A 23,038-nucleotide genomic window follows, 5' to 3' on the forward strand; every position below is an offset into this window, starting at 1 on the left:
GCCCACCGCGTCAAGCCTCTTCCTCGACGTTGGGGCCGGAAGCGTCATTTCACGCGTTGCAGCAATGTTTTGCGACGCAAACGAGCGATTTTTCTTCCAAAGGCGAAATGGCTGATGCTACATGAAGGCGGCGCTTGAGCGGGAGGATTTCAAAGCGCTTCGAATCGCGAAGGCAGGCAACGTGAACCTCAAACAGCTGTCGCAGCTCCTCGGTTTGTCGCAGACGACGGTCAGCAGGGCCCTCAACGGGTATCCGGAAGTCAACGCCGAGACGCGCGAGCGCGTTCTCGACGCGGTGCGCCGGACGGGCTACCGGCCCAACCGCGCGGCCCAGAGGCTGGCGACCGGCCGGGCGGGCTCGATCGGGCTGGTGATGCCGACGGCCGACGGCCACGATTCCGACGTGCATTTCGGCGAGTTTCTGGCCGGCCTCGGCGACGAGGCGGTCCGCCACGATTTCCACTTCGTCATCAATCCGAGCCATCCCGACGACGAGGAGGCGACCTGCAAGCGGCTGGTCGCCAGCGGCAATATCGACGCGCTGTTCATCGCCTACATGCGCGAGAAGGACCCGCGTGTCGCGCTTTTGAAATCGCTGTCGATCCCCTTCATCGTGCACGGCCGCTCGATCGGGATACCGACCGACTACCCCTATCTGGATATCGACAACACCGGCGCCTTTCATGATGCGACGAAGCTGCTCGTCCAGCTCGGGCACAGGCGGATCGCGCTCTTGAACGGCCCGGCTCACTTCGCCTTTGCGATCCGCAGGAAGAAGGGCATGGAGGCCGCACTCGCCGAAGCCGGGCTGAGGCTCGACGAAAGCTGCGTGCAGCACACGCCGATGACGGACGAACACGGCTTTGCCGGCATGAAACGGTTTCTCGCCCTGCCGGAACGGCCGACCGCGATCCTCTGCTCCAGTACCGTTCTCGCGCTCGGCGCGGTGCGGGCGCTGAACCAGGCCGGTCTCAGGATCGGTGCGGACGTGTCGCTGATCGCCCACGACGACGTGCTGCCGATGCTGAAGCCGGAGAATTTCAGCGTGCCGCTGACGACGACGCGCTCGTCGCTGCGCAGTGCGGGCTCGCGGATCGCCAAGCGGCTGATTTCCCGGATCCTCAATCTGGAAACCCTGCCCGAGCAGGAGCTGTGGAAGGCGGAGCTGATCGTGCGCGCCTCCACCGGACCCGCCCCGCGATAGGCAGGACGAGCCGTCAGGCGATCGGTCGGCGGGCGAAACGCGCGGTCCGCCCGCCGGGCGTTCGCTTCAGAATTTCGGCGCCTTGCGACCGGCCCGGCGATAGGCGGCGATCACGGTGTTGGCCATGAGCATGGCGATCGTCATCGGCCCGACGCCGCCGGGCACCGGCGTGATCGCGCCCGCCACCTCGGCGCATTCGTCGAAGGCGACGTCGCCGACGAGGCGCGACTTGCCCTCGCCTTTTTCCGGGGCGGGCACGCGGTTGATGCCGACGTCGATCACCGTCGCCCCGGGCTTGACCCAGTCCGCCTTGACCATCTGCGGCCGGCCGACGGCCGCGACGAGGATATCGGCGTTGCGGCAAACGGCGGCGAGGTCCTTCGTCCGGGAGTGGGCGGAGGTCACCGTCGCATTCGCGTTCAGCAGCAGCGCCGCCATCGGCTTGCCGAACAGGTTGGATCGGCCGATGACGACGGCGTTCAGCCCCGAGAGGTCTTCGCCATGGATGCCGCGCACGAGCACCATCGCGCCGGCCGGCGTGCATGAGATCAGGCCGCCTTCGAGGTCGCCGGTGGCAACCTTGCCGGCATTGACGACGTGCAGGCCGTCCACGTCCTTTTCCGGCAGGATCGACTGGATGATCGGCTCGGAGCGCAGGTGCTTCGGCAGCGGCAACTGCACGAGGATGCCGTGGATCGCGTCGTCGGCGTTCAGCTTCTGAACCAGTGCTGCCAGTTCTTCCTGGCTGGTCTCCTCGGGCAGCGTGTGCTGGACGGAGGTGAAGCCGCACTCCTTCGCCATCCGGCTCTTGGAGGAGACATAGGCGTGGCTCGCCGGATCGTCGCCGACGATAATGACCGCCAGGCCCGTCTTCACGCCTGCGTCCTGCTCCAGTTTCCCGGCCGCGGCCTTGACGGCCTCGATCACGGTGGCGGCAACCTGCTTCCCATCGATAATGGTAGTCACGTTCTTCTCCTCGCGAGTAACGCGGAATCTAGTGCGGGCCATTTGGCGGCAATGGCCCGTCAGCGCCCTATGCTGTCCAAATTCGTACTTGGCAAGGGCCCTGTCGGGCGACGGAGTGGCGCAGCCCTCCCACAGCGGGTGGCTGCTTGCCTGATCCGCGGCGGCGGCAACCCCTCCGGGCAGGACATGGCAAAGAGATCGTTAAGGCGAGCAGTCGGACTTTAGCGGACAACTTAAGCCAAGCTTGAATCCGAAATGATACACGCAGGCGGAGCACGAGGGAGCCCTGCTGCGATGACCGTTCGCTTCGCCTTTCGCCACCACATCCGCACGGACCGGACATCGTTTCGCCGGGACCGGGCATGAACGTTCAATCGGGAACGACGCTCAAGGCGTCGCAGCGCGACATCCTGGGCCTGCCGGTCTGCGACCTCGACTGGGCCGGCGCGTTCGACTTCGTCTCCCGCATCGCCGACATGCCGATCGGAACGACGACCGTCGCCTTTCTCAATGCCAACAACGCCAACCTGATGATGCGCGATGCCGAGTATCGCAGGGCGCTCCAGCGGCAGATCGTGCTGCCGGACGGGCACGGCGTCGACATCGCCTCGCAGATCTTCCACGGCGAGCCGTTCCCGGCCAATCTCAACGGCACCGACTTCGTGCCGGCGCTGTTGACCTACATGGAAAAGCCGAAGCGGGTGGCGCTGATCGGCGCCAGGCAGGACGTGCTTCTGAGCGCGGCCGAGAAATTCCGCGAGCACACGCCCTGGCACGAGTTCCACGCGATCTCGGACGGCTATTTCGACGTCAGCGAATCCCAGGCCGTCATGGACAAGATCCGCGCGCTTTCGCCCGACATCCTGCTGGTGGCCATGGGGACGCCGATCCAGGAGAAATGGATCGACCAGCACGTCACCCCGGGCCACGCACGGCTCGTCATCAGCGTCGGCGCGCTTTTCGATTTCGTCGCCGGGCGGGTTCCGCGCGCACCGCCCCGCATGCGCCGCATGCGGCTGGAATGGCTGTTCCGGTTCCTCCAGGAGCCGCGGCGCCTCTGGTATCGCTACGTCGTCGGCAATCCGTTGTTCCTGCTGCATGTGGCACGCTACAAGCTGGCGCGCGTCTTCAGCCGCCGCCGCTAGATCCGAAACGCGAAAGGGCACCGCGAAGCCCTGAATCGCGGCGCCCTTCGTTCGCCTACAACGACAATGCCACCATTCCGGGGCACCGCCGATGCCGGCGGATTTCTCAGTGTGCGGTCAGCTTTGCAGGCGCCTCCGGCGCCTCGCCGGACCGCACGATCGCAGTCCCCCGACGCGGCGGCTCCTTGCCGACTTCGAGCTTGGCGATGTAGTCGATCTGCTCGACCAGCACGTCTTCGATGACCTCGGCGCCGAGACGCTTGTTGATCCCGTCCTTGATCGTGCTGCGGAAACCATCGACGTCGAAGCGGTCGATCTTCTCGACGTCGATCATCCGCTGCCCGACGAGCAGCGTATAGAGCTCGTCGGTGATCATCTCGCCCATCGGGACCGGCTGCTTGGCCGCGAGTTCCCGGTTGGCCGTGTAGGACAGCCGGGTCAGGAAATAGCCCTTGACGGCGCCGTCGGAGATGACCGGGATCGTCGCCTGGCTGCCCCTGACGAGATCGAGGGCGGCCGCGCGTGCGGCGGCCTCCTCGTCAACCCTCGGAGCGGCCGCCATCTGCATCGAGAAATAGACGGAACCGAGGGTGAGGACGCAGATCCAGACGCCGACCAGGATGAGCTTGATCACGGCTGGTACCCCAGCCGGAACTGCTCTTGCGAATAGGTGCCGTCAGCGTCCTGCTCGCGCATGGCGCCCTTCAGCAGTTCCACCACAGCGCGAACGGCCTCGAGGTGGGCGGAGACGCGCTGGGCGTTGAGGAGCAGCTTCTCGCGCACCTTCTTCAGCTGCGGGGCGAACGCCCGCGGCATCTCCTCGGCGGGGACGTCGCGCGACAACATGGAAAGCTCGTAGAGGCAACGGCTCTTGTGGGCATTCGACGTCTGCAGGTCGAAGTTCGGATCGGCGCCGATGCCGGCATTCTCGGCGTCGACGATGGTTTCCAGCCGGTTCAGTACGCTACGGATGCGGAGTTCGTTTGTTGTCATGTCCATTTGTATTCCTCCGATCAGGCTCTCTTGTTGTCGTTGTTGTTGGCGTTATTGATAGTGTCGGCAGCGGAATTCACGTCGCCAAACGTGTCGCGCTGGAGTTGCTGGACCATCGCCGTCGCCACGCGCTGGTCATTGGGATCGATCCGGGCGATGTCGCCGGCAACGTTCTTCTTCTCGTGATCCTTCATCAGGCTTGCCGCGATGCCGATGCCGCCGCTTTCGGCGATCACGTCGCCGATCTGCTCCGCCATCATCCCGCGCCAGATTTCGCCGGTCGTGCCCTTCCCGTAGATCTCTTCGCTGTCCGCCGGCAGCATCGACTTGACGAAATTCTGCAGCACCATCGCCTCGAACTTGCGATAGGTGGCGGGGACCTTGTCGGCAGCGGCGCCGCCGGAGCCGGACGCCGACGCGGTCATGGCCGAATCGCGATTGAGAATGCCGACGGCGGCGCCAAACCCGTTTCCGGCATCGGCGAGACTGGTCGCCTCGAAGCTCGCACGCTGGGTCTTCAGCTTGGTCTGCGCTTCCTGGACCGCCGACGGATCGGCGGCGCGCACGACATCGAGCACGAGATCGCTGGGAGGTGAAATTGCCACGGTCAGTTGCCTCTCGGGTATCACGCGGCCGCGGCCGCCATCATGACGGAACGCCAGCCTGTTCGTCGCGAAGACCCAAACCGCCGGCCCTGCGGAGCACCCTGCCAATCGGGCGCCCGGCTTTCCGGCGGGGGTTTCATCCCTCGTCTTGGATTTGGAGTATGGTCGCTCAACCTTACGGGAGGCTGATCTCCCCGCGGTGGCCGCAGGCTGCAGAAGAGACGTATTGCCCGGGGCAGCCTGCCGATGCAGGGTCTATAGACTATATAGAAATATCAATATCTTAAGTGGCCCACCGACGACCGCCGCTCAGCGGCTGCGATCCTTGCCGTAGGCGACATGCTGGTCGATGAGATCGTAGACCGCGTTGTCGGCTTCCTCGCGGTCTTCCAGGTTTCGCGCCTCGTGCATCTGGTCGGCCAGCCGGTCGGCCTTGGTGCGTTCGCGCACGATTCGCATCTCGTGCATCTGCTGAACGCCGGCGAGCATCACGTCCTTCTGCCTGAGCTTGCCGATCTGGGCGGCATAGATGTCGGAGAAGCCGCGGTGAACCGGGTTCAGCGAGACGAGGGCCGCGGCCACCGCATCCATCGTCTCGGCCACCTCCTGCCGCTGCTGGGTCGTCAGGGCCAGGTCCATTTCCGCCATCTGCTCCATGTGGCGCTGGACGGCCACGAGACGCTTCAGTTTGTCGGAACGCTTGGCCATCCGGTCCCCTCAACGCCCTTCGAACACCGGGACGAACCCGTTGGCAAAGATCTCCAGCAACGAGGAGACGCCGAAATAGAGCAGAAACAGGCCGCCGGCGATGATGAACGGCAGCGAGATGAAGTAGATCGGCATCTGCGGCGCCAGCTTGTTGATCAGGCCGACGGCGACGTTGAACAGCAGGCCGTAGATGATGAAGGGGCTAGCGAGCCGGAGCATGATGCTGAAGGTCTGCACCAGCGTGTCGGTCAGGGTGATCAGCGCGCTCTGCGGATTGAAGCCGCCCATGGGAATGGCGGTGTAGGAATCCACCAGCGCACGGACGACGATATGGTGGAAATTCAGCATGAACAGCGCCATCAGGCCGGCGAAGCTGATCAGGTTCGTCAGCTGGTTCTCCGCCGTATCCTCGAGAACGTCCTGCGAGGGGGGCGCGTTGAAGCCAATCATCATGGTCAGCGACGTGCCGGCGAATTGCAGGCCGAGCACGTAGTAGCGCGTGATCAGGCCGATCACCGCACCCGTCAGCGTCTCGAACACGATCAGCTGGATATAGGTCAGCGCCGCCCCTTGCGTCTTCGGATAGATCGTATCCCAGAGGATCGGCAGCACCGCGATCGAGACCGCGACGGCGACGAACAGCCTGATCTGCATGGGAAGCCGCGCCGAGGCGAAGCCCGGCAGGAGCATGAAGCAGCCGCCGACACGGCAGAAGGCGGCGAACAGCGCCAGCACCATGCCCTGCGGATCGGTGATCATGAGATCGAACCGAGGATCTTGATCTCGATGCCCTTGGCAAGCTCGACATGCGACAGGACTGGCAGGGTGGCGAAGAGGCGCTCGATGATCATGCGCACATAAGTACGGGATTCGGGCGAGGTGACCAGTACGAAAGGCGTGCCGCGGTCGAGGAATTCACGGATAACTTTGGTCGCCTGCTCGCTGAACTCCTCCAGCTGCCGCGGATCGATGTCGAACTCCACGACCTCGCCCTTGGCATCGCGCTTCAGCGCCTGGTGGAACACCATGTCCCAACGGTTGCCGAGGCGCAGGACCGGCAGGACGCCGTTTTCGGCAAGGTCGCCGCAGATCTGCTGGGCCATGCGGATGCGCACGTGCTCGACGATCTGTTCGGTCTTGCGCACGTGCGGGGCCAGCTCGGCGACGGCTTCGAGGATCAGGTGCAGGTTGCGGATCGAGACGCGCTCGGCGAGCAGCAGCTTCAGCACCGCCTGCAGGCCGGAATAGGACATGTGCGACGAGCAGATCTCGTCGGCGAGCTTGCGGTATTCCGGATCCAGCCGCTCGATCAGGATCTTCACGTCCTTGTAGGACAGAAGCTGCGGCAGGTTGTTGCGGATGACCTCGGAGAGATGGGTGAGCACGACCGAGACGTTGTCGATCGGGTGGAAGCCCTCGCGGCGGACGTCCTCGGCGAACGTCTCCAGGATCGAGACGGCCGGCATGCCGAAGGCGGGCTCGCGGATCTCGTCGCCCGGAACGCTCGGCTTACGGCCACCGCCGGTGACCACCAGCACTTCGCCGACGCGAACGACGTTCGAGGCCACCGTCGTGCCGTGGATGCGGATGTGGTAGGCCTTGTCGGAGATCGAGATGTCGTCCGAGACCTTGATCTCCGGCACCACGAAGCCGTACTGCGTCGCGAACTTCTTGCGCATCTTGCCGACGCGGAAGGCCAACTCCTGGTGCGCGCCCAGAAGGCGCGTCGACACCTGCTTGCCGAGCAGCAGCTCGATTTCGGCGGTCTTGAGCGCCGACTTGACCGAATCCTTGTCGGCCTCCTTCGTCTGCTGGGCGTTCTTCGCCTCCTGCTCGCGCCGCTGCCGGTTCTCCTGCTCCAGCCGGCGCGGGATCGCCCAGCCGCCGAAGGCCATGACGCCGCCGAGCGCCATGAAGGGGAAGAAGGGCAGGCCCGGCATGATGGCCAGCAGCACCATCAGGCCGGCGGCGACCATCAGCGCCCGCGGATAGCCGCTCAGCTGGTTGACGACGGCCTGGTCGGTCGAGCCCGGCGAACTGCCGCGCGACACCAGAAGGCCGGCCGCCAGCGACACGATCAGGGCGGGGATCTGGGAGACGACGCCGTCACCCACCGACAGCTTGACGAAGACGTCGGCCGCCTCGCCGATCTCCATGCCGTGACGGAAGTAGCCGATGATGATGCCGCCGAAGACGTTGATGGCGGTGATGATGAGGCCGGCGATAGCGTCGCCGCGGACGAATTTCGAGGCACCGTCCATCGAGCCGAAGAAGGAGCTCTCGTCCTCCAGCTCGCGCCGGCGGCGCTGGGCTTCCTTCTCGTCGATCAGGCCTGCGGAGAGGTCGGCGTCGATCGACATCTGCTTGCCGGGGATGGCGTCGAGGGTGAAGCGGGCGCCCACTTCGGCGATACGCGTCGCGCCCTTGGTGATGACGATGAAGTTCACCGTGATCAGGATCATGAAGACGATCAGACCGATGACGAAGTCGCCGGACATCACCAGGCTGGCGAAGCCGGCGATGACGCTGCCGGCCGCATCATGGCCCTGGTGGCCGTGCGAGAGGATGACGCGGGTCGTGGCGATGTTCAGCGACAGGCGGATCATCGTGGCGATCAGCAGGATGGTCGGGAAGGACGAGAAGTCGAGCGGCTTCTGGATCCAGAGCGACACCATCAGGATCAGCACGGAAAAGGCGATCGAGAACGCCAGGCCCATGTCGATCAGGAACGGCGGGATGGGCAGGAACAGGATCGAGAGGATCGCGACGATGCCCATCGCAAAGGCGATGTCGCGGCCACTCGGGGAAACCTTGGGGATGGAGAGTGCAGGTACCTGTGCCATTTTCGTCCCGTCTCGTCATGAGAGGCGCGGCCCGCAGGGACCGCAATGCTACCGGGACGTCTAGCGCACGAAACTTGCGCGAGGGTGGCAGTACGGAAAAATGGCGTCAGAAGCCGGATTCGATCCGGGAGAAGATGACGTCGCTGAAAATGGAGATCTGCGCCCCGATGAAGGGCGCCGAGATTGCGACCGTGACGAGCACGGCGAGGATTTTCGGAACGAAGGTCAGGGTGACTTCCTGCACCTGGGTCAGCGCCTGGATGAAGGCGATGACGACGCCGACGACCATGGCCGCCAGAACCGCCGGACCGGCCGCCACGATGACGGTCCAGATGGCGGCCTGGGCAATGTCGAGGGCGTCGGCCTCATTCATGGGTGGATCACTTCACCTTTACGCCGGGTCCGATGACGAGTTTGTCGCCCGACTCAAGCGTTGCAACGATACCATCGGTATACAGCGTTACTTCCTTGACGACACCCGAAATCTTGCCGTCTTCGCTGGTGACCGTGCGGCCGATGACGGAATCGGCTTCCTGCAGCGAGGTGCGCTGCAGCAGGCTTTCCAGGTTGGTGTTCGTCTTCACGGTCTGCTCGACCTGCGAGAAGGTGGCGAGCTGCGCCATCTGCTCGGTCGCGTCCATGGGCTCCGTCGGGTCCTGGTTCTTCAGCTGCTCGACGAAGAGCTTCAGGAAGCTCTCGTAGTTCAGCGTGGTGCTCTTGACGTCGGCGGAAGACTCGGTGCCGGAGGCGGTGGGCGTGTAGCCGGTCGCGGCGGCAGAGACGGGCGTTACCATATGGCGATCTCCTTGCGGATATGTTCCACCGTGGCCGGCGTGATCTCATGGTTGTTGAGGATCTTGTCCTCGATCGGATAGAGCGCGCGAATGGCCTTGAGGGCCTCGAAGGCGCGCCCCTGCGTGACCAGGCCGTCGATGCGCTTGAGCTCGGCCAGCACTTCCTCGTTGCGGAAGCAGGAGAGCAGCATGATGACGGACTTGCGGAAGATCGCCGTCGACTGTTCGGCGCCGTCCGGATTGATCAGGATCATCTGGGCGATGAAGTAAAGCTGGCGCAACGGCGTCGTCGCCTGTTCGGGCTGGAGAACATGGTTCTCGAGCAGGAAGGTGACGTCGTTCAGGAATTCGAGGGCAACCTTCCGGTCGACCCGCAGTACCGCGCCGTTCACAAAAATGCGCTCACCCGATTTCAGTGAGATACGCAAGGTGCTTTTCATTTTATTCCATCCCTGATGATGGTTGTTATGTCGATGATGCCCTGGAAATTGGTCGATTCGCGTTTTCGGATGCGATCGGCTTCCCCCAGTATCCAGAGGGCGATTGAGATGAGATTGGCCCGCAGCTCCTTGTCGAGCTGGTTTTCGGGATTGCCGAGATCCTCGACGAACCGGATCCAGACGCGCCGCGTGAAGTAGACGGCCTCGATGGTGTCCCTGCCGTAGGAGGTCGCCGCCTGCGCCTTGCGCAGCAGTTCGATCGATCGGTCGAGTACCTGCCGCTCACGGCTCCTGGCGGTCTCGACGCCATCCTCCATGATCTCGACATATGAGAACTGGTACATTTAGACACCCTTCATGTTTGCCATGCGTCTCTGATCATCAGAGATATTTGACCAGGCTCATGTTCTGGAGCTGTGCGGTCAACGTGTATGCAAGTTCGAGCTGCGTCTGGAGTGTGGTGATGCGGGTTGCGATCTCGTCTTCATCGACCATCTCGAGACCATTGATGCTGCTGGTCAGGATGCTGGACTGTGCGCCCAGCGAGATATTCGCCTGCTCGACCCGCGCCTCGGAAACCCCGAGCAGCGAGCGTTCGGAATCCACGCCTGTGATTGCCGAGCCAATGTACTCAAGCGACTTGTCGGTGACCAGCTTGCGCGTTTCCGTACCGATATTGAGATTAAGAAGTTCGTAACCGATGACCGCACCGAGCGCGAACTTGCGCATGCCGTCGGTGTTCGCGTTGGTCGAGCTCTGTACCACTTCGGAATTGCTGATGCGGCTCGTCATGTTCTGGTCGGATGCGTTCGACCAGTCCGTCGCCCAGGTGCCGGTCGCGCTCGTGTCCATGAACATGGTTTCGAGGTCGAGGATGAAGCCCTCCATCTGCGCCGGCGTGATGTCGGCGACCAGGGGGTCGTCCTGGTCGAACGTGAAGTAAGCCTGAAAGGCCGCGTCGAACGTCGCCTTGGCCGGGGAGGCCGCGTCGAGATAGCTGTTCATCGGCATGACGTCGGTGTCGATACCGGCAAACAGATATTCGCCGCTGAAGGAGGTGTTCGAGGCGCTGGTGAAGAGCGAGATGGCGCTGCCGAAGCTCTCCTTCGTGCGATCCAGCTGGTCCTGCGATTCCGTGCCGGTGAGCGCGACGAGCGTTTCCATGACGGTGTTCGCCGCCTCGGAAACCTGGCCCAGGGCCTCCTGCGATGCGGAAAGGCGCTGGGTCGTCAGCGAATTCGTGCTCTGCAGCGATTGCAGGCGCTGCAGGTCGCGGTGGAGGTTGAGCGTGCGTGCGGTCTTCGCGCCGAGTTCCGCCCCCAGGTCGGCATGGCGGAGCGTCACGATCTCCTTCTGCCGGTCCATAAGCTCGGACTGCGCGTCGGAGATCGTCCGCAGCAGCGTCGTCTGCATGGTGATGTTGGACACGAACGACGTTTTCATTGCCTTAACCTGCTGCCTGGAGGAGAGCGCTCATCATCTCGTCGACCGTCGACACCAGCTTGGCCGATGCCTTGTAGGACTGCTCGAGGTCGAGGAGCAGCGAAAGCTCCTCGTCGAGGCTGACGGCGGTGACGTTCTGAAGCGACGACTGCGTGCGGGAGAGAAGGGCCGCCTTGTCGTCGCTCGCCGTCACCGCGGCGCTGCGCAACTGCTCGACCCAACCGATGGAATTCGTCGAGAAATCCAGGATACTGGTATTGGTGTCGATGTCGGTCGCGACATCGAAGGTCATGTCCGTCGCAAACGCCGCGGCATAGCTGTCCAGCAGCGTCGAATAGCTCGCGTCGTTGTTGGTGTTCTGGTTCAGGTTGACACCGTCGCGAAGCAGCATCGGGTTGCCGCCCGCCGCCGTGATCAGGTCCGGATTGACGATGATGTTGGCGGCAAGGCCGTCGGTCAGCGTCGCAGGCACCACGGTCGATTCGACCGGACCGTCCATCCAGGTGAAGAGCCCGGGCAGGTTGTTGTCCTGGAACATCGTGATGACGGCGCGCGCCATCTCGTCGAGCTGGGTCTGGTAGGTGGGCGCGATGTCGTCGCGCAGCTGCAGCAGCGCCGGGATGGTCCCCTGGGCACTGGTGTTGCCGCCCACACCCGCATCGACCGCAACGCCGTCGATGTAGATCTGGTTTCCGACGATGTCGGCGGTGTAGGTCGTGGTGGGTGCGAAGGTCACCTCGCGCGGCAAGGTCTCGAACAGCACCGTACCATCGCTCGTATAGAGCACCATGTCGTTGTTCGTGCGCGTCACCGTCGTGAGGCCGATGATCTCCGAGATCTGGCTCAGGAGCTTGTCGCGCTGGTCGAGGGCGTCGTTGACGTCGGTGCCGGCCGCCGTTCCCGCCTTGACCTGGTCGTTGTAGGTCTTGAAATCCTGCAGCAGCCCGTTGAGTTCCTCGACCGCAAGGGCGATGTCGGCGTCCGCCTCGGTGCGAAGCTGCTGGATCTCGGCCGACGATGAGTTCAGCGCATTGGCGACATCGACGGCATTGGCGACCACCGTCTCAGCGAGCGATTGCTCGCTCGGCCGGTCGGCGAAGGTCTGGAGGTTGTCGCGCAGCGTCGCAAGGTAGTTCGCGACGGAGAGCTCGTAGTCGTCGCCGCCCAGAGTGCTTCTGATGCGCTCCAGGCCGGCGAGCGTGGTGTCCTGCGCAGCGGACTTGGAGATGCTGAGCAGGTTCTGCTTCTGCAAGGCGTCGTTCTGGGCGCGATAGGTCTCGACGACCGTGGCCCCGCTTGCCGCGGAAGCCAGAACGGCGGCACGGCGGTTGTATGCGGTGTTGCTCGCATTGGCGATGTTGTTCGACGCGACCGCCGTCTGCAGCGCCGTGTTCGAAAAGCTTGACTGTGCAATCTTTAATGCCGTTGAGAGCGACATCGTATCAACCTACCGTTTCATTGAAGTTGTCGTTTCCGTCAGCGTACGAGGTTGACGAGAACGTCCATCAGTTCGGAGCCGGTCTGGAAGACCTTCGAGTTGGCCGTGTAGTTGCGCTGGGACTCGATCATGCTGGTGAGTTCCTCGGCGATGTCGACGTTGGAATCCTCCAGCGCGCCCGAGAGGATCGTGCCGTAGCCGCTGTTGCCGGCATAACCCATGACGACGACGCCCGATTCGTTGCTCTGCGTGTAGATGTTGCCCGCGAGCGGCGTCAGCATGTCCGGGCTCTGGACGCTGGCCATGGCGATGCGGAACTTGGGGACCAGGTCGCCGTTGTCGTACTTCACCGACAGGATGCCGTCGTCGCTGATCTCGTAGCCGGTCACTTCGCTGGGGCCGCTGCCGTTGATGTCGCCGTCGGCGCCGAACTCCTTGTTCAGCTGCGTCGTTCCGGTCAGGTTGATGTCGAGCGCGTTGAGGACCGGTGCACCCGGGCCGACGCCGAACGTCATGCCGGCGGTGGAGATCATGCCGGTAGCGGGAGTGATCAGAGCGCCGGTGTTGTCGAATTCGAGGGTCTCGGTGGCGAGCGTCGTGACCGTGCCGGTGTCCGGATCGGTGTAGGTCACCGTCAGGCCCCACTCGCCGGCCGTGGCGGTCGTGGAATAGGTGAAGTCCAGCTTGCGGGTGTTGCCCAGGCTGTCATAGGCGACCAGCGAGGTCGTCTTGCTGTAGGGGTGCGCCTCGTTGGAGGGCAGGTTCACCGCGAGCTCGCCGGCCGTCGACGGCGTTGCCGTGAGCGAGCCGTCGGAGAGGTTGATCTCGGAGAGACCGTCGTAGCCGTTGATGACGATCGTCGGATCGGCCGTCGAGGAATACTCGTAGCCCATCAGCTTGTAGCCGGCCGTGTTGCGAAGCGTGCCGTCCGACATCGGCGTGAACGCGCCGGCGCGGGTCAGGTACTCGACGCCGTCGGCGCCGGAGACGATGAAGAAGCCGTTGCCGTTGATGGCCAGGTCCGTCGCCGAGGTCGTGTAGGTGAACGTGCCCTGCGAGGAGATCGAGTAGCGGACGTCGGTGGTGACGCCGCCGGAGTTGTAGGCTCCGCCGGTGGAGGGCAGGATCAACGAGGAGAACTGGGTCGAGGCCTTCTTGTAGCCCGTGGTGTTGGCGTTGGCGATGTTGTCTGCGACCGCGCTCAGCCGGTTGGACTGGGCATTCATGCCGGATACGCCGGTTCTCATGGTTCCGTAGAGGCTCATGCTTGATTCCTCGCTATTCAAATATGGGACGAGAGTATGAGGTGTGCCTTGCGTGAGGCTGTATGCCAGTGGCCTTGCGCCACCGCCGCGTTTCGAGGGGGCCGCGCGTGCGGCCCGCCCTCGCGTCAGTTCCAGTCGATGCAGTAGCCGAGGAAGCGCTTCGAATCGATCGGATCGAAGCCGAGCTTCTTGCGAAGCTTCTTGCGCAGCTTGCTGATGTGGCTCTCGACCACGTTCTCCTCGACGTCCTCGTCGAAGATCCCGTAGATCGCGTTGAAGATCTGCGTCTTCGACAGGCGACGGCCGCGGTTTGCGACCAAGTATTCGAGAATGCGGCGCTCGCGCCGCGGCAGGGGAAACACCGTGCCTTCGATCTCCGGGTCGCGACCGTCGGAGAAGACCCGGATCGGTCCGATGTCGGTGAAGTTGGCGAGCGCCTTCAGCCGCCGGCGGATCGCCGCCGCGCGGGCCAGGATCTCGCGCGGGTGCACCGGCTTGCGGACGACATCGTCGACGCCGCAGTCAAAGAAGGCCAGCGTCGTCTCGAGCGAGGGGGTGTCGCTGACGGCGATCACCGGCGCCTGCGAGCGATCCCGGATCGCCCGCGGCAGTTCCATCGTCTGCTGGCCCTGGCCGATCAAAAACGCCTCGACGGCATCCAGATCGCTGTCTGCGGCCGAGTTGACCCATTCTCCGAATTCCTTCGGATCAAAGCCCGTCGAGGGCACGCCCTCGCGACCAAATAGTGAAGTGTAACCGTCCTTAACGAGCTCGCGCTCATCAACCACTACGATCATTCGTCCGCCTCCGAATCAGTGTGGTGCCTCGTTAAGAGAGTGGTACGAATCGAGGGATTCAGCGGCAATTAGATAAAATCATCTGATTTTTTTAATAATTGATTAACCATTGCGGGGCGATTTGATCTACATCTAGTAGGTCGCGCCAAATATACGACTATTTCTCAGTGGAAAAGTTAATGCCGACCGGATTCAATCCTTGCCAGCCTTAAAGTGCGCCAATTGCCGCCACATTTGGGCGGAGGCGCCATTTTCAATTTTCGATTGAATCAGCGGCAGAACGAGCGGGCGTTCGCGGTCCAGCTGCCATAGCCCGTCGCGACCAGGTTCGCGATCACGCGGCAGACATAGCGCTTCTGCGCCGGATCGTTGTTCGGACCGGCATGATAGCGGGCAACTGCCATCGTCCAGGTCTCATGCCGCGCGTGCAGCTCCGACAGGAAGCGCGCGGCGTATTCGACGTTGCGACGCGGGTTCAGCATCTCCGCCGGCGAGGAGAATTCCGACCCGTGGAAGTGATGATTGATCTGCATGCAGCCGAGGTCGATCAGCTTCGCGCCGCCGGCCCGGGCCTTCTGGAACCACTGCAGCGCCTCGCGTTCGCTGGAGGCGAAATAGGCCTTGCCCTCGATGTTCAGCGCATAGGGCTGGAGCGACCCCTTGCGGCCGGTCTCGGCGAGCCCGACCGAATAGAGGATGCCCGCGGGGATGCCATACTTCGAGGCAGCCGAGAGGATCTCGCGCTCGCAACTGCCCGTCGACGCCGTGGCCTCAGAGGAAGACCCCGCCAGAAGGACGGCGCTGGTCATTGCTAGTGAGGCTATCCACCTGGCCGAATTCATGCGCCGGTCCTTCGTTGAATGCTGTCTGGGCGGCCTGGCGGGGCTCGCCGCCCTGCTGCCGTCCACTGCCGCCCTCGCGCGCCTGCTGCTGGCCGGCGAACTGCGCCTGCGAATCCCCCTGCCCGGTGGCGCTGCCGCCACGGTCCGACGACGGCGCCATCTGGACGTTGACCTGGTCGATGCTGAATCCGTGGCCACGCAACGCCTTGACGATCGCGTCCTGGTCGTCGCTGAGGTGGCGGAAGGCCTTGCCCGTCTCGACCTTCAGGTCGACGACCAGCGTTTCGCCCTGCAGCCTCAGCGAGGCCGTGACCGTGCCGAGGTCGATCGGCTGAAGCTGGATCTTGAGCGTGTTGACGACCTTGCCGGTCACATCCGGCGCGCTGTCGGTCTGCTCGGCCAATGCGGCCGCCCAGGCGGGATCCTGCGCGATGGCGGCCGTCACCGCGGTGATGTTGCCCTGCTGGGCCAGACCCAGATAGCGGCGAGAATCCAACACCGCAACGGTTTCGACGCCCGGAAGCCTGACCTGGTCGGAGGTCGTCGTACCCTCGCCCTTGCCGCCGACTGTGATGTCCACGGGCGTCGCCTTGCCGTCGGAACGCACCAGCCGGAAGATCTGGTCGGCATCGTCGCCGGCGGTATCGGCTGCCGACGCCCCGGCCTCGGTGCCGTCCTGCGACACGCCTGCAGGGAGTGCTGCTGCCGCACCGGCCCGGCCGCCGGGCATGCCGGGCACGGCCTCGGCGGCATCGCCGCCGCCGGCCACCTGCCCCGTCCTGTCGCCCTGGCCTGCCTGTGCCTGGCCCCCCGCGGCTGCCACCACCTCGGGCGGCGCTGCGGTGGCGGGCTGGCTCGCCGGCTCGCCGGTCAGCAGCGAGATCAGGCTGTCCAGCCCGTCGCCGGCATCGCCATCGTCACCTTCATCGCCGTCGGAACCGTCGACAGACCCTGCCCCGTCCACGTCGCCGTCGGCGGGCGCGGCTATCACATCCGGAGCGGCCGGGAGCTGGCCCGCTTCGGCGGGGACCGTCCCATTGCCGGGCGCGGCCGCTTCGGGATCCACCTCGGTCGACGGCGCACGCGTCCGGTCCAGCAGTTCGGCCGGGATCCGCTGCAACAGGGACACGGTGGTCGCTCCGTCGCCCTCGCCGTCTGCCGCCTGCCCCTTCAGGGAGTGTGCCGCCGTGTGTTCCTGCTCGATGCCCGCATCCGCAAGGCTCTTTCGACCCGGCGACGCCTGGTCGCGGCCTCGCGTCGCGACGCTGTCGAAGGTCTCGGAAAACTGCCCCCTGGCCTCGCCGTCCGACTTCGCCTTGCCCGCGCCACGGCTCGTCCGCACCTCAACCTGGCCCACTGTGCTCGTGTCGATGCTGGTCAACTTCCCTCTCCCTCCAGGAGTTTGTCGATCTCGTCGAGTTTCGATCGGCCCGTCGCGACGAAGCCTTCGAAAGCGGGATCGACCGCCTGCTGCGGCTCCCCATTGGCTGTTTCTTCCGGTGCCGGCGCGGCCGAAGCTTCTGCCGCCGGTTCCTGCACGGCCGGTTCGGCCGCAACGGCGGTCGGGCTCATGCGTTCGTCTTCACTTACATTTCCTGCCGGAGCCGGAGCGGCCTGGGCGGTCGCCGCCGGCGCGTCGATAGCCGGTGCCGCCGGCGCATCGGTCGCCGGCGCGTCGACGGCAAGTTCCGGCGGCCGCAGGACTTCCTCAGCGATGCGGCGCGCGGCCTCCTTCAGGGCGCGGTCCTTGGCCGACAGTTCCTCATCGGGGATGGCCGACAGCCGTTCCACCGCCTGGGTGACGTCGGCGGACGAAATCGAGGCGAGGCCGGAATAGAGGTCGGCCAGCGTCCGCGGCCCCTCCTCACCGTCACCGGTCAGCGCGTGCGCCCGTTCGGCGGCTACGGCGGCCAGCCTGCTCTTTCCGGAGATCGCCGAAAGACGCGCCATCCGCAGATAGACCTCCCGCTGGCGCGGTTCGTCCATGAAGGACAGGATCTCCTGGATCGTCTCCTCGCCGATCTTCTCGAAATTCGAGACGGCGAGCCTGACGAAGAGATCGGCGAACTGGCTCGCATAGGGCGAGTGCAGGAATCTGCGGGCGTACCGGCTGGCATAGGCGACGCCTTTCTCGACCATGCCGTTCTGTTCGGCCACGTAGATCGATCGGCGCAGCGCGGCCTCCTCGACGATCGTGCCGGGCGCGATCAGGCGCGCCCAGTCGAAATAGGTGAGCGCCAGATTGGGATCCTTGCGCAGGACCGAGTTCGCCGAGACGAGCGCCAGGTAGGGCGCGATCTCGAGGTTCTTGTATTCGGGGAAAATCTCGGCGACCGTCCGCGTGCTGGCCGCGCCGCGACCGCTGACGTAGTTGCGCACCGCTTCGGTGATGCGCTGGTCGAAATGCCCGGACACGTCCTTCTTCGCCAGGAGTTCGAGCGTCTCAGGATTGCCGCCGCTCATGGCATAGACCAGCGCGGCATCGACGTTGCGCGGGTCGGCGAAGATCGAGGGATCGGCCGTGCGCAGGCGCTCGTCGATGGTCGACAGCAGGAAGCGCTGCATCTCCATGGCGGAGTGATCGCCCATCACCACGGTGTCCTGGACGTATTGCAGCGAGCGGATCATCTTGTAGGGCGCGAGATCCTCCAGGTCCTGGCCATACGCCGACGCTGCGAGCCCGAGGCCCGCAGCCAGCACCAGTCCGAATGTCGCAAGCCCCCTGGCTGGCCGCATGACGCTACCCCTCGTTTGCCTGAATGAGGATCTCGATGCGGCGATTGGCGTCCGCCATCGGATCTTCCGGCACCTTCGGCCGCCGGTCGGCAAAGCCGCTGACCTGGCTGACGCGCTTCTCGTCGAGCCCGCCGCGGACCAGCATGTAGTAGGCGCTCTGGGCGCGCGCCGAGGAGAGCTGCCAGTTGTCGCCGTTGCCGCGGAACGGGCGCGCGTCGGTATGACCGCGGATCGCGATCGCACCCTTGCGCTCGGAGAGGATCTTGCCGATCTTCTCCATCGCTATCACCATCTCCTTGTTCGGCAGTGCCGAGCCGACGTTGAACATCGCCGAATCCGACTGGTCCATCAGGCTGACGAGGAGGCCGCCTTCCGACGGCGTGACCGTCAGGCCCTCGGCGAGCTTGCCGAGCGCGCCGATGTTCTTGACGATCTCCTGCTGCAGTTCCTTGGCGTCGGCTTCCTGCTTAGCGGCATCGGCCGCGTCCTTGCCAGCGGCGTCCTTGCCGGCCTCTTCCTCCGTCTTTCCGGCGGCGTCGGCCGTTTGGGGCTGCGCCGGCTTGGAGACGTTCTCGCTGCCGGCGCTGGTCGCCTGGCTGATCTCCACCTGCTGCGTCCAGAAATCCGGGTCGAAGGGATCGCGGTAGGCCTCGCCGCCGGCAGCGCCGGTTGCAGGCCCGGCATCGGCGGCGCCGCCATCGCCCTTGGCGCTGACATTGGCCTGCTGCCCGACTTCCTGGGCGATCTCGGAGAGGACGGAATACGGGTTCTGGAAGAAGTCGGCCTGCGAATACTGGCTTTCTTCGCCCGCGGTCGTGCTCTGCTGCTTGCCCTGCTCGGCGCCCTGCGATTGCGACTGTTTCTCGCCATCGTTGTTGGACTTGTCCTGCGCATCCTCGCCCTCCGCCTGCTTTCCGGGCTTCTTGAGGGATTTGTCGGCCGGCTTGTCGTCGGTCAGCTTGATGGGGTTGAAGTAGGACGCGACGGACGCCTTGGTCTCCTCGTTCGCCGCATTGATCAGCCACATGACGAGGAAGAACGCCATCATCGCGGTCATGAAGTCCGCATAGGCGATCTTCCAGGCGGCGGCGTGATGATCGCCCTCGTGATCACCATGCCGCTTGACGATGATGATCTCATTCTTGCCGTTGTGGTGGTTGTCGCCTTCGCTCATGCCAGCACCCTGCGTACAGTGTCAGCCCAGGCCGCCATCCGCGTCACCAGGACCGCATCCCCGAACTCCGCCACGAGATCGAGATCGTCCGCCTCCAGGTGTCGGAAGACCGGAGCCCCGTCCTCGAATTGCAGCTTCAGTTGTTCAAAAAGGTTGGACGGCCCCTTGACCGTCACGACGACGCCGTCCCCTTCCGGAAGGCCCCCGCGAATGGCCGCCGCCAGGTCGGCGATCGCCTTCTCTGCGAGCACCTCGTCGAGCACCGGCGCCAGGACGTTCGCCGCCTGGCTCGCGACGAGATCGGCGAGCGTGTCAGTCATCGACCTGAACCTTTCGGCGATCACCGACAGCGCGTGCCTCTCCAGGCGATCGCGCAACGCGTCGATTTCCGCGGCATGCGCGCTGCGCAGCCCTTCGATCTCCGCCCGGTGGCGGGCCGAAAGTTCGGCTTCGGCTTCCGCGCGCCCGGCCGCGAAGGCCTGCTCGCGTTCGGCTTCGACGTCGATCTCGGGTTCGGATGCGGACAAGTCGAAAGCGGGCTCCTCGGCAAGGCTTGCGGATCTGGCGAATGCACCGTCATGCAGGAAGGGCGACTGCGGCCGCCGCGGCTCGCTGAAATCCTTCAGGTATCTTGCAAGCTGCAGACTCATCGCGCCCCGTCCCCCGACGAGCCCGTCCGCAGCCCGGACGAGACGGCGCATTTCCCGCACCCCGTCCAAGCCCCCTGCCCCGTTTCATTCCCACGCTTCCACACAGCTGCCATGTCTCCTTGGACCCAGCGCCGGCCGGATAGGGCTGCGGCGCACAATCTTCCTGACTGCAGGTTGCGACGCTAAACGGTCAAACTTGTGCGAGGATGAAGGGTCGGAGGGAAGGTCTTGGGCCGCGCCAGGGCAAATCGCGCGGCCCAAGCATCCCGAAGCGCCGTTGACCTCGGCGCCCGGTCTTCTTGCGCGCGATCGCCGGGGGCACGGGTCCCCGCCAGACGATCAGCGCGCCGAACTGCCTGCCTACTGCTGGAACAGCTGCAGGATGTTCTGCGAGTTGGTATTGGCGATCGAGAGCGACTGGATGGCGAGCTGCTGCTGGGTCTGCAGCGCCTGCAGTCTGGTCGATTCCTCGTTCATGTCCGCGTCCACCAGTCGTCCGACGCCGGTGTCGATCGTGTCGATCAGTGTCGCGACGAAATCCTCCTGCATGTCGATGCGGCTCTGGATCGAGCCCAGGCTCGAGGCGGCGCTCGTCATGGCCTCGAGCTGGCCGTCGACGAACTGGGTCATGGCGTCGAGGGCGTCGGCATCGTCGTGCGGCCCGGGCGGGTCTGCGATGTCGAGCTGGAGGGCGACGGTGTCGAGATCGGTGATGTCGAGCGTCACCACGGAGAAGCCGAGCGAGGTCGTGCCGTTGGACGCGAGCTTGTCGAGGATGCCGAGATTGCCGCCGCTGGTATCGAACAGGACGGTGTCTTCATTGAGCGGATAGTCGACGGTCGTCACGCCGACCGTGCCGGAGGCATTGCGGATGAAGGAGGCCACGACTTGCTTTGTGACCGTCACCGGCGTTGGGGGAACGGCACCGTCGCTGATGTCCTCCTGCAGCCAGTTCTCGCCCGAGAAGGAGGCCGATTCGGAAATGCTCTTCAGCTGTTCCTGCAGCTGGTTGATTTCTTCCTGGATCTTCGTGCGGTCGGTGCCGACGCCATAGGCGGCGACGAGCTTGGCCTTGATCTCCTGGACGACCTCGATGGCGCTTTCCATCGCCGCATAGGCGGTATCGACCTTGGCGGCGCCGAGGCCGAGCGCGTCCTGAACGGTGGAGAGCGCGCGGTTGTCCGAGCGCATGGTGGTCGCAATCGACCAGTAGGCGGCGTTGTCGGCGGCGGTTTCCACCCGGAGACCGGAAGAAACGCGTGCCTGGGTGGTTTCGAGATTGCGATCGATTGCACGAAGGGTTTGCAGCGCCGCCATTGCGGCGGCGTTGGTCAATATGCTGGCCATCGTCTATGCCCTGTCTCGGAGAGAGATTGCAGGCCGGAGTGGGAGCACCGGCAAAGGCGGATCCGCGTCATGCGCGCTGCCACCAACCGTTTTGCCCTGGGCGGCAGTCCATCATTCTTAACGAAGCCTTAACGCCCGAATGGTTAACAAATGGTTAACGGCGGCGGATGCGGGGTAACATTCGTTGAGAAAGTATGAACATTCGACAATCGCGCAAGCCTGGCGCAAGCCATGGCGGGCGGTCCGGCATTTCGGTTTCGGCACGTCCGGGCCGATGACGTCGACGTCAAAACCCGCGGCTCCTTGCGGAACCGCGGGTTTTCTCCTTCAGCGCGGGACGAAGCCGCCCCTAGCCGGGGGCGCCGCTTACTGACGGAAGAGCGACAGAATGTTTTCGGACGAGGTGTTTGCGATCGAGAGCGCCTGGATGCCGAGCTGCTGCTGCGTCTGCAAGGCGCTGAGGCGGGTCGATTCCTCGTTCATGTCCGCATCGACGAGGCGGCCGATGCCCGAGTCGATCGAGTCGGTGAGCTTGGAGATGAAGTCCTCCTGCATGCCGATGCGCATGGAGATGGAGCCGAGCGCCGCGGTGGCGCTGGTGATGGCCTCCAGCTGGGTGTCGACATGGCTGATCAGCAGGTCGATGATGTCCTCGTCCGTCAGCGTGGCGTCGCCGAAGGCGGTCCGCGCGGTGTCCATGTCGGAGATATCGAGTTCGTAGACCGAGGTACCGTCGGCGAAGACAGCGGCGATCGTGGTCAGCGCTGCACCGGTGACGGCGCCGGTCGAGTCGGTGGCGACCCACTTGTTCTCGTCGGCCTTGACGTAGAAGTTGGTGCCGTCGGTCCACAGACCGTCCGAATTCTCGGAATAGGTGTCGTCAACGGTGGTGGCGTCCACGGCCGCGTAGTAGCTGCCGTCCACCAGGGCCACGTCGGACTGCAGGGCGTTCTTGTCGATAATGCCCTGGTCGTTGCCGCTGGTGTCGAAGAGGACGTTGGCGGAGTCGAGGTCGACGTCGATGGACTGGACCTTGACGTTGCCGGCGGTGTCGCGAAGGAACGAGCCGACGACCTGCTTGCTGACCGTCACCAGCGTCGGCAGGTTGCCCGCCGTTGCGCTCTCGTCGCTCACGGCTGCCTTCAGCCAGTTCTCGCCAGAGAAAGAGGCGGAGTCGGTGATCGACTTCAGCTGGTCCTGAAGCTGCTGGATTTCTTCCTGGATCTTGTTGCGGTCGACGCCGGTTTCGCGGGCGGCGACGAGCTTGTTCTTGATTTCGGTGACCACATCGACCGCGCTTTCCATGGCGGCGTAGGCCGTGTCGACCTTGGCGGCACCGAGACCGAGTGCATCCTGCACTGCGGAGAGCGCGCCGTTGTCGGAGCGCATCGTCGTTGCGATCGACCAGTAGGCAGCGTTGTCGGAAGCGGTGCCGACGCGGAGGCCGGAGGAGACGCGGGCCTGCGATTCTTCGAGGCTTGCGTCGAGCGAGCGGAGGGTCTGGAGCGCGGCCATTGCCGCATTGTTCGTCAAGATGCTGGTCATTGGAAATTGCCCCTTCAGTGGCTGAATTGAAAAGGGACATCCCGGGATTGCCGGGAACGATGTGCGGCCTGATGCCCGTTAACCCCTTCTTCGTCTTGGTTAA

General features: G+C 64.4%; 24 protein-coding genes. 2 read left to right on the plus strand and 22 right to left on the minus strand.

The features are described from left to right. The first annotated feature begins 121 nt into the window (after positions 1-121). Positions 122-1,204, plus strand: coding sequence for a substrate-binding domain-containing protein (locus P0086_RS00135; protein ID WP_275782032.1), 1,083 nt, complete (start codon positions 122-124; stop codon positions 1,202-1,204). A gap of 66 nt (positions 1,205-1,270) precedes the next feature. On the opposite strand, the gene folD is transcribed toward P0086_RS00135, so the two are convergent. After that, positions 1,271-2,170: a bifunctional methylenetetrahydrofolate dehydrogenase/methenyltetrahydrofolate cyclohydrolase FolD gene (gene folD / locus P0086_RS00140; protein WP_275782033.1), complete on the minus strand. Its 900-nt coding sequence runs from the start codon at positions 2,168-2,170 to the stop codon at positions 1,271-1,273. Between the two features lie 362 nt (positions 2,171-2,532). Here folD and P0086_RS00145 point away from each other — a divergent pair, with 362 nt between their 5' ends. Beyond that, the gene (locus P0086_RS00145) at positions 2,533-3,315 is read left to right on the plus strand and encodes a WecB/TagA/CpsF family glycosyltransferase (RefSeq protein WP_112599235.1); all 783 of its coding nucleotides are present in this window, start codon (positions 2,533-2,535) and stop codon (positions 3,313-3,315) included. A 106-nt stretch (positions 3,316-3,421) separates the two neighbouring features. Here P0086_RS00145 and P0086_RS00150 read toward each other — a convergent pair whose 3' ends face one another. From P0086_RS00150 to P0086_RS00250, 21 genes are all read right to left on the minus strand, one after another. Continuing rightward, a complete protein-coding gene (locus P0086_RS00150; protein WP_148651161.1) occupies positions 3,422-3,949 on the minus strand; it encodes a hypothetical protein in 528 nt (175 codons plus the stop codon). Next, positions 3,946-4,314 carry a hypothetical protein gene (locus tag P0086_RS00155; RefSeq protein WP_112596373.1) on the minus strand — a complete coding sequence of 123 codons (369 nt, stop codon included), beginning with the start codon at positions 4,312-4,314 and terminating at the stop codon, positions 3,946-3,948. The genes P0086_RS00150 and P0086_RS00155 overlap by 4 nt, the downstream gene beginning before the upstream one ends. A gap of 14 nt (positions 4,315-4,328) precedes the next feature. After that, the gene (locus P0086_RS00160; protein ID WP_148655610.1) at positions 4,329-4,913 is read right to left on the minus strand and encodes a rod-binding protein; all 585 of its coding nucleotides are present in this window, start codon (positions 4,911-4,913) and stop codon (positions 4,329-4,331) included. Between the two features lie 309 nt (positions 4,914-5,222). After that, on the minus strand, positions 5,223-5,621 hold the full coding sequence (locus P0086_RS00165; protein WP_112609352.1) for a hypothetical protein: 399 nt from the start codon (positions 5,619-5,621) through the stop codon (positions 5,223-5,225). A 9-nt stretch (positions 5,622-5,630) separates the two neighbouring features. Further along, positions 5,631-6,380 carry a flagellar biosynthetic protein FliR gene (gene fliR, locus P0086_RS00170; RefSeq protein ID WP_112596369.1) on the minus strand — a complete coding sequence of 250 codons (750 nt, stop codon included), beginning with the start codon at positions 6,378-6,380 and terminating at the stop codon, positions 5,631-5,633. Next, positions 6,377-8,464, minus strand: a complete 2,088-nt coding sequence (gene flhA / locus P0086_RS00175; RefSeq protein ID WP_112596366.1) for a flagellar biosynthesis protein FlhA — start codon at positions 8,462-8,464, stop codon at positions 6,377-6,379. Before flhA ends, fliR begins: the two co-directional genes overlap by 4 nt. A gap of 106 nt (positions 8,465-8,570) precedes the next feature. Continuing rightward, complete coding sequence (gene fliQ / locus P0086_RS00180; RefSeq protein ID WP_112596365.1) at positions 8,571-8,837, minus strand: flagellar biosynthesis protein FliQ; 267 nt, start codon at positions 8,835-8,837, stop codon at positions 8,571-8,573. A 7-nt stretch (positions 8,838-8,844) separates the two neighbouring features. Next, positions 8,845-9,258: a flagellar hook assembly protein FlgD gene (flgD, locus tag P0086_RS00185; RefSeq protein ID WP_112596363.1), complete on the minus strand. Its 414-nt coding sequence runs from the start codon at positions 9,256-9,258 to the stop codon at positions 8,845-8,847. Then, the gene (flbT, locus tag P0086_RS00190; RefSeq protein WP_112596362.1) at positions 9,252-9,698 is read right to left on the minus strand and encodes a flagellar biosynthesis repressor FlbT; all 447 of its coding nucleotides are present in this window, start codon (positions 9,696-9,698) and stop codon (positions 9,252-9,254) included. The genes flgD and flbT overlap by 7 nt, the downstream gene beginning before the upstream one ends. After that, positions 9,695-10,042, minus strand: a complete 348-nt coding sequence (gene flaF, locus P0086_RS00195) for a flagellar biosynthesis regulator FlaF (protein ID WP_112596360.1) — start codon at positions 10,040-10,042, stop codon at positions 9,695-9,697. Before flaF ends, flbT begins: the two co-directional genes overlap by 4 nt. Positions 10,043-10,079: 37 nt before the next feature. Then, entirely contained in the window at positions 10,080-11,141 is a 1,062-nt protein-coding gene (locus tag P0086_RS00200) for a flagellar hook-associated family protein (protein ID WP_275782034.1), read from the minus strand. A 4-nt stretch (positions 11,142-11,145) separates the two neighbouring features. Further along, the gene (flgK, locus tag P0086_RS00205) at positions 11,146-12,579 is read right to left on the minus strand and encodes a flagellar hook-associated protein FlgK (protein ID WP_148178383.1); all 1,434 of its coding nucleotides are present in this window, start codon (positions 12,577-12,579) and stop codon (positions 11,146-11,148) included. A 38-nt stretch (positions 12,580-12,617) separates the two neighbouring features. Beyond that, a complete protein-coding gene (locus P0086_RS00210) occupies positions 12,618-13,844 on the minus strand; it encodes a flagellar hook protein FlgE (protein WP_112596354.1) in 1,227 nt (408 codons plus the stop codon). A gap of 125 nt (positions 13,845-13,969) precedes the next feature. Beyond that, complete coding sequence (locus P0086_RS00215; protein WP_112596352.1) at positions 13,970-14,641, minus strand: response regulator transcription factor; 672 nt, start codon at positions 14,639-14,641, stop codon at positions 13,970-13,972. 269 nt (positions 14,642-14,910) lie between these two features. Further along, positions 14,911-15,450, minus strand: coding sequence for a lytic transglycosylase domain-containing protein (locus P0086_RS00220; RefSeq protein WP_112609346.1), 540 nt, complete (start codon positions 15,448-15,450; stop codon positions 14,911-14,913). Next, the gene (locus P0086_RS00225; protein ID WP_275782035.1) at positions 15,413-16,864 is read right to left on the minus strand and encodes a flagellar hook-length control protein FliK; all 1,452 of its coding nucleotides are present in this window, start codon (positions 16,862-16,864) and stop codon (positions 15,413-15,415) included. The genes P0086_RS00220 and P0086_RS00225 overlap by 38 nt, the downstream gene beginning before the upstream one ends. Further along, positions 16,861-18,219 carry a chemotaxis protein MotC gene (gene motC / locus P0086_RS00230; protein WP_275782036.1) on the minus strand — a complete coding sequence of 453 codons (1,359 nt, stop codon included), beginning with the start codon at positions 18,217-18,219 and terminating at the stop codon, positions 16,861-16,863. Before motC ends, P0086_RS00225 begins: the two co-directional genes overlap by 4 nt. Positions 18,220-18,223: 4 nt before the next feature. Further along, positions 18,224-19,393 carry a flagellar motor protein MotB gene (locus P0086_RS00235; protein ID WP_275782037.1) on the minus strand — a complete coding sequence of 390 codons (1,170 nt, stop codon included), beginning with the start codon at positions 19,391-19,393 and terminating at the stop codon, positions 18,224-18,226. Beyond that, a complete protein-coding gene (locus P0086_RS00240) occupies positions 19,390-20,043 on the minus strand; it encodes a hypothetical protein (protein WP_275782038.1) in 654 nt (217 codons plus the stop codon). The genes P0086_RS00235 and P0086_RS00240 overlap by 4 nt, the downstream gene beginning before the upstream one ends. A 360-nt stretch (positions 20,044-20,403) precedes the next feature. Further along, positions 20,404-21,390, minus strand: coding sequence for a flagellin (locus tag P0086_RS00245; protein WP_112596343.1), 987 nt, complete (start codon positions 21,388-21,390; stop codon positions 20,404-20,406). Between the two features lie 366 nt (positions 21,391-21,756). Further along, positions 21,757-22,935 carry a flagellin gene (locus P0086_RS00250; RefSeq protein WP_112596341.1) on the minus strand — a complete coding sequence of 393 codons (1,179 nt, stop codon included), beginning with the start codon at positions 22,933-22,935 and terminating at the stop codon, positions 21,757-21,759. Between the last annotated feature and the right edge of the window lie 103 nt (positions 22,936-23,038).

Source organism: Mycoplana sp. MJR14 (assembly GCF_029210525.1).
Taxonomy (GTDB): domain Bacteria; phylum Pseudomonadota; class Alphaproteobacteria; order Rhizobiales; family Rhizobiaceae; genus Mycoplana.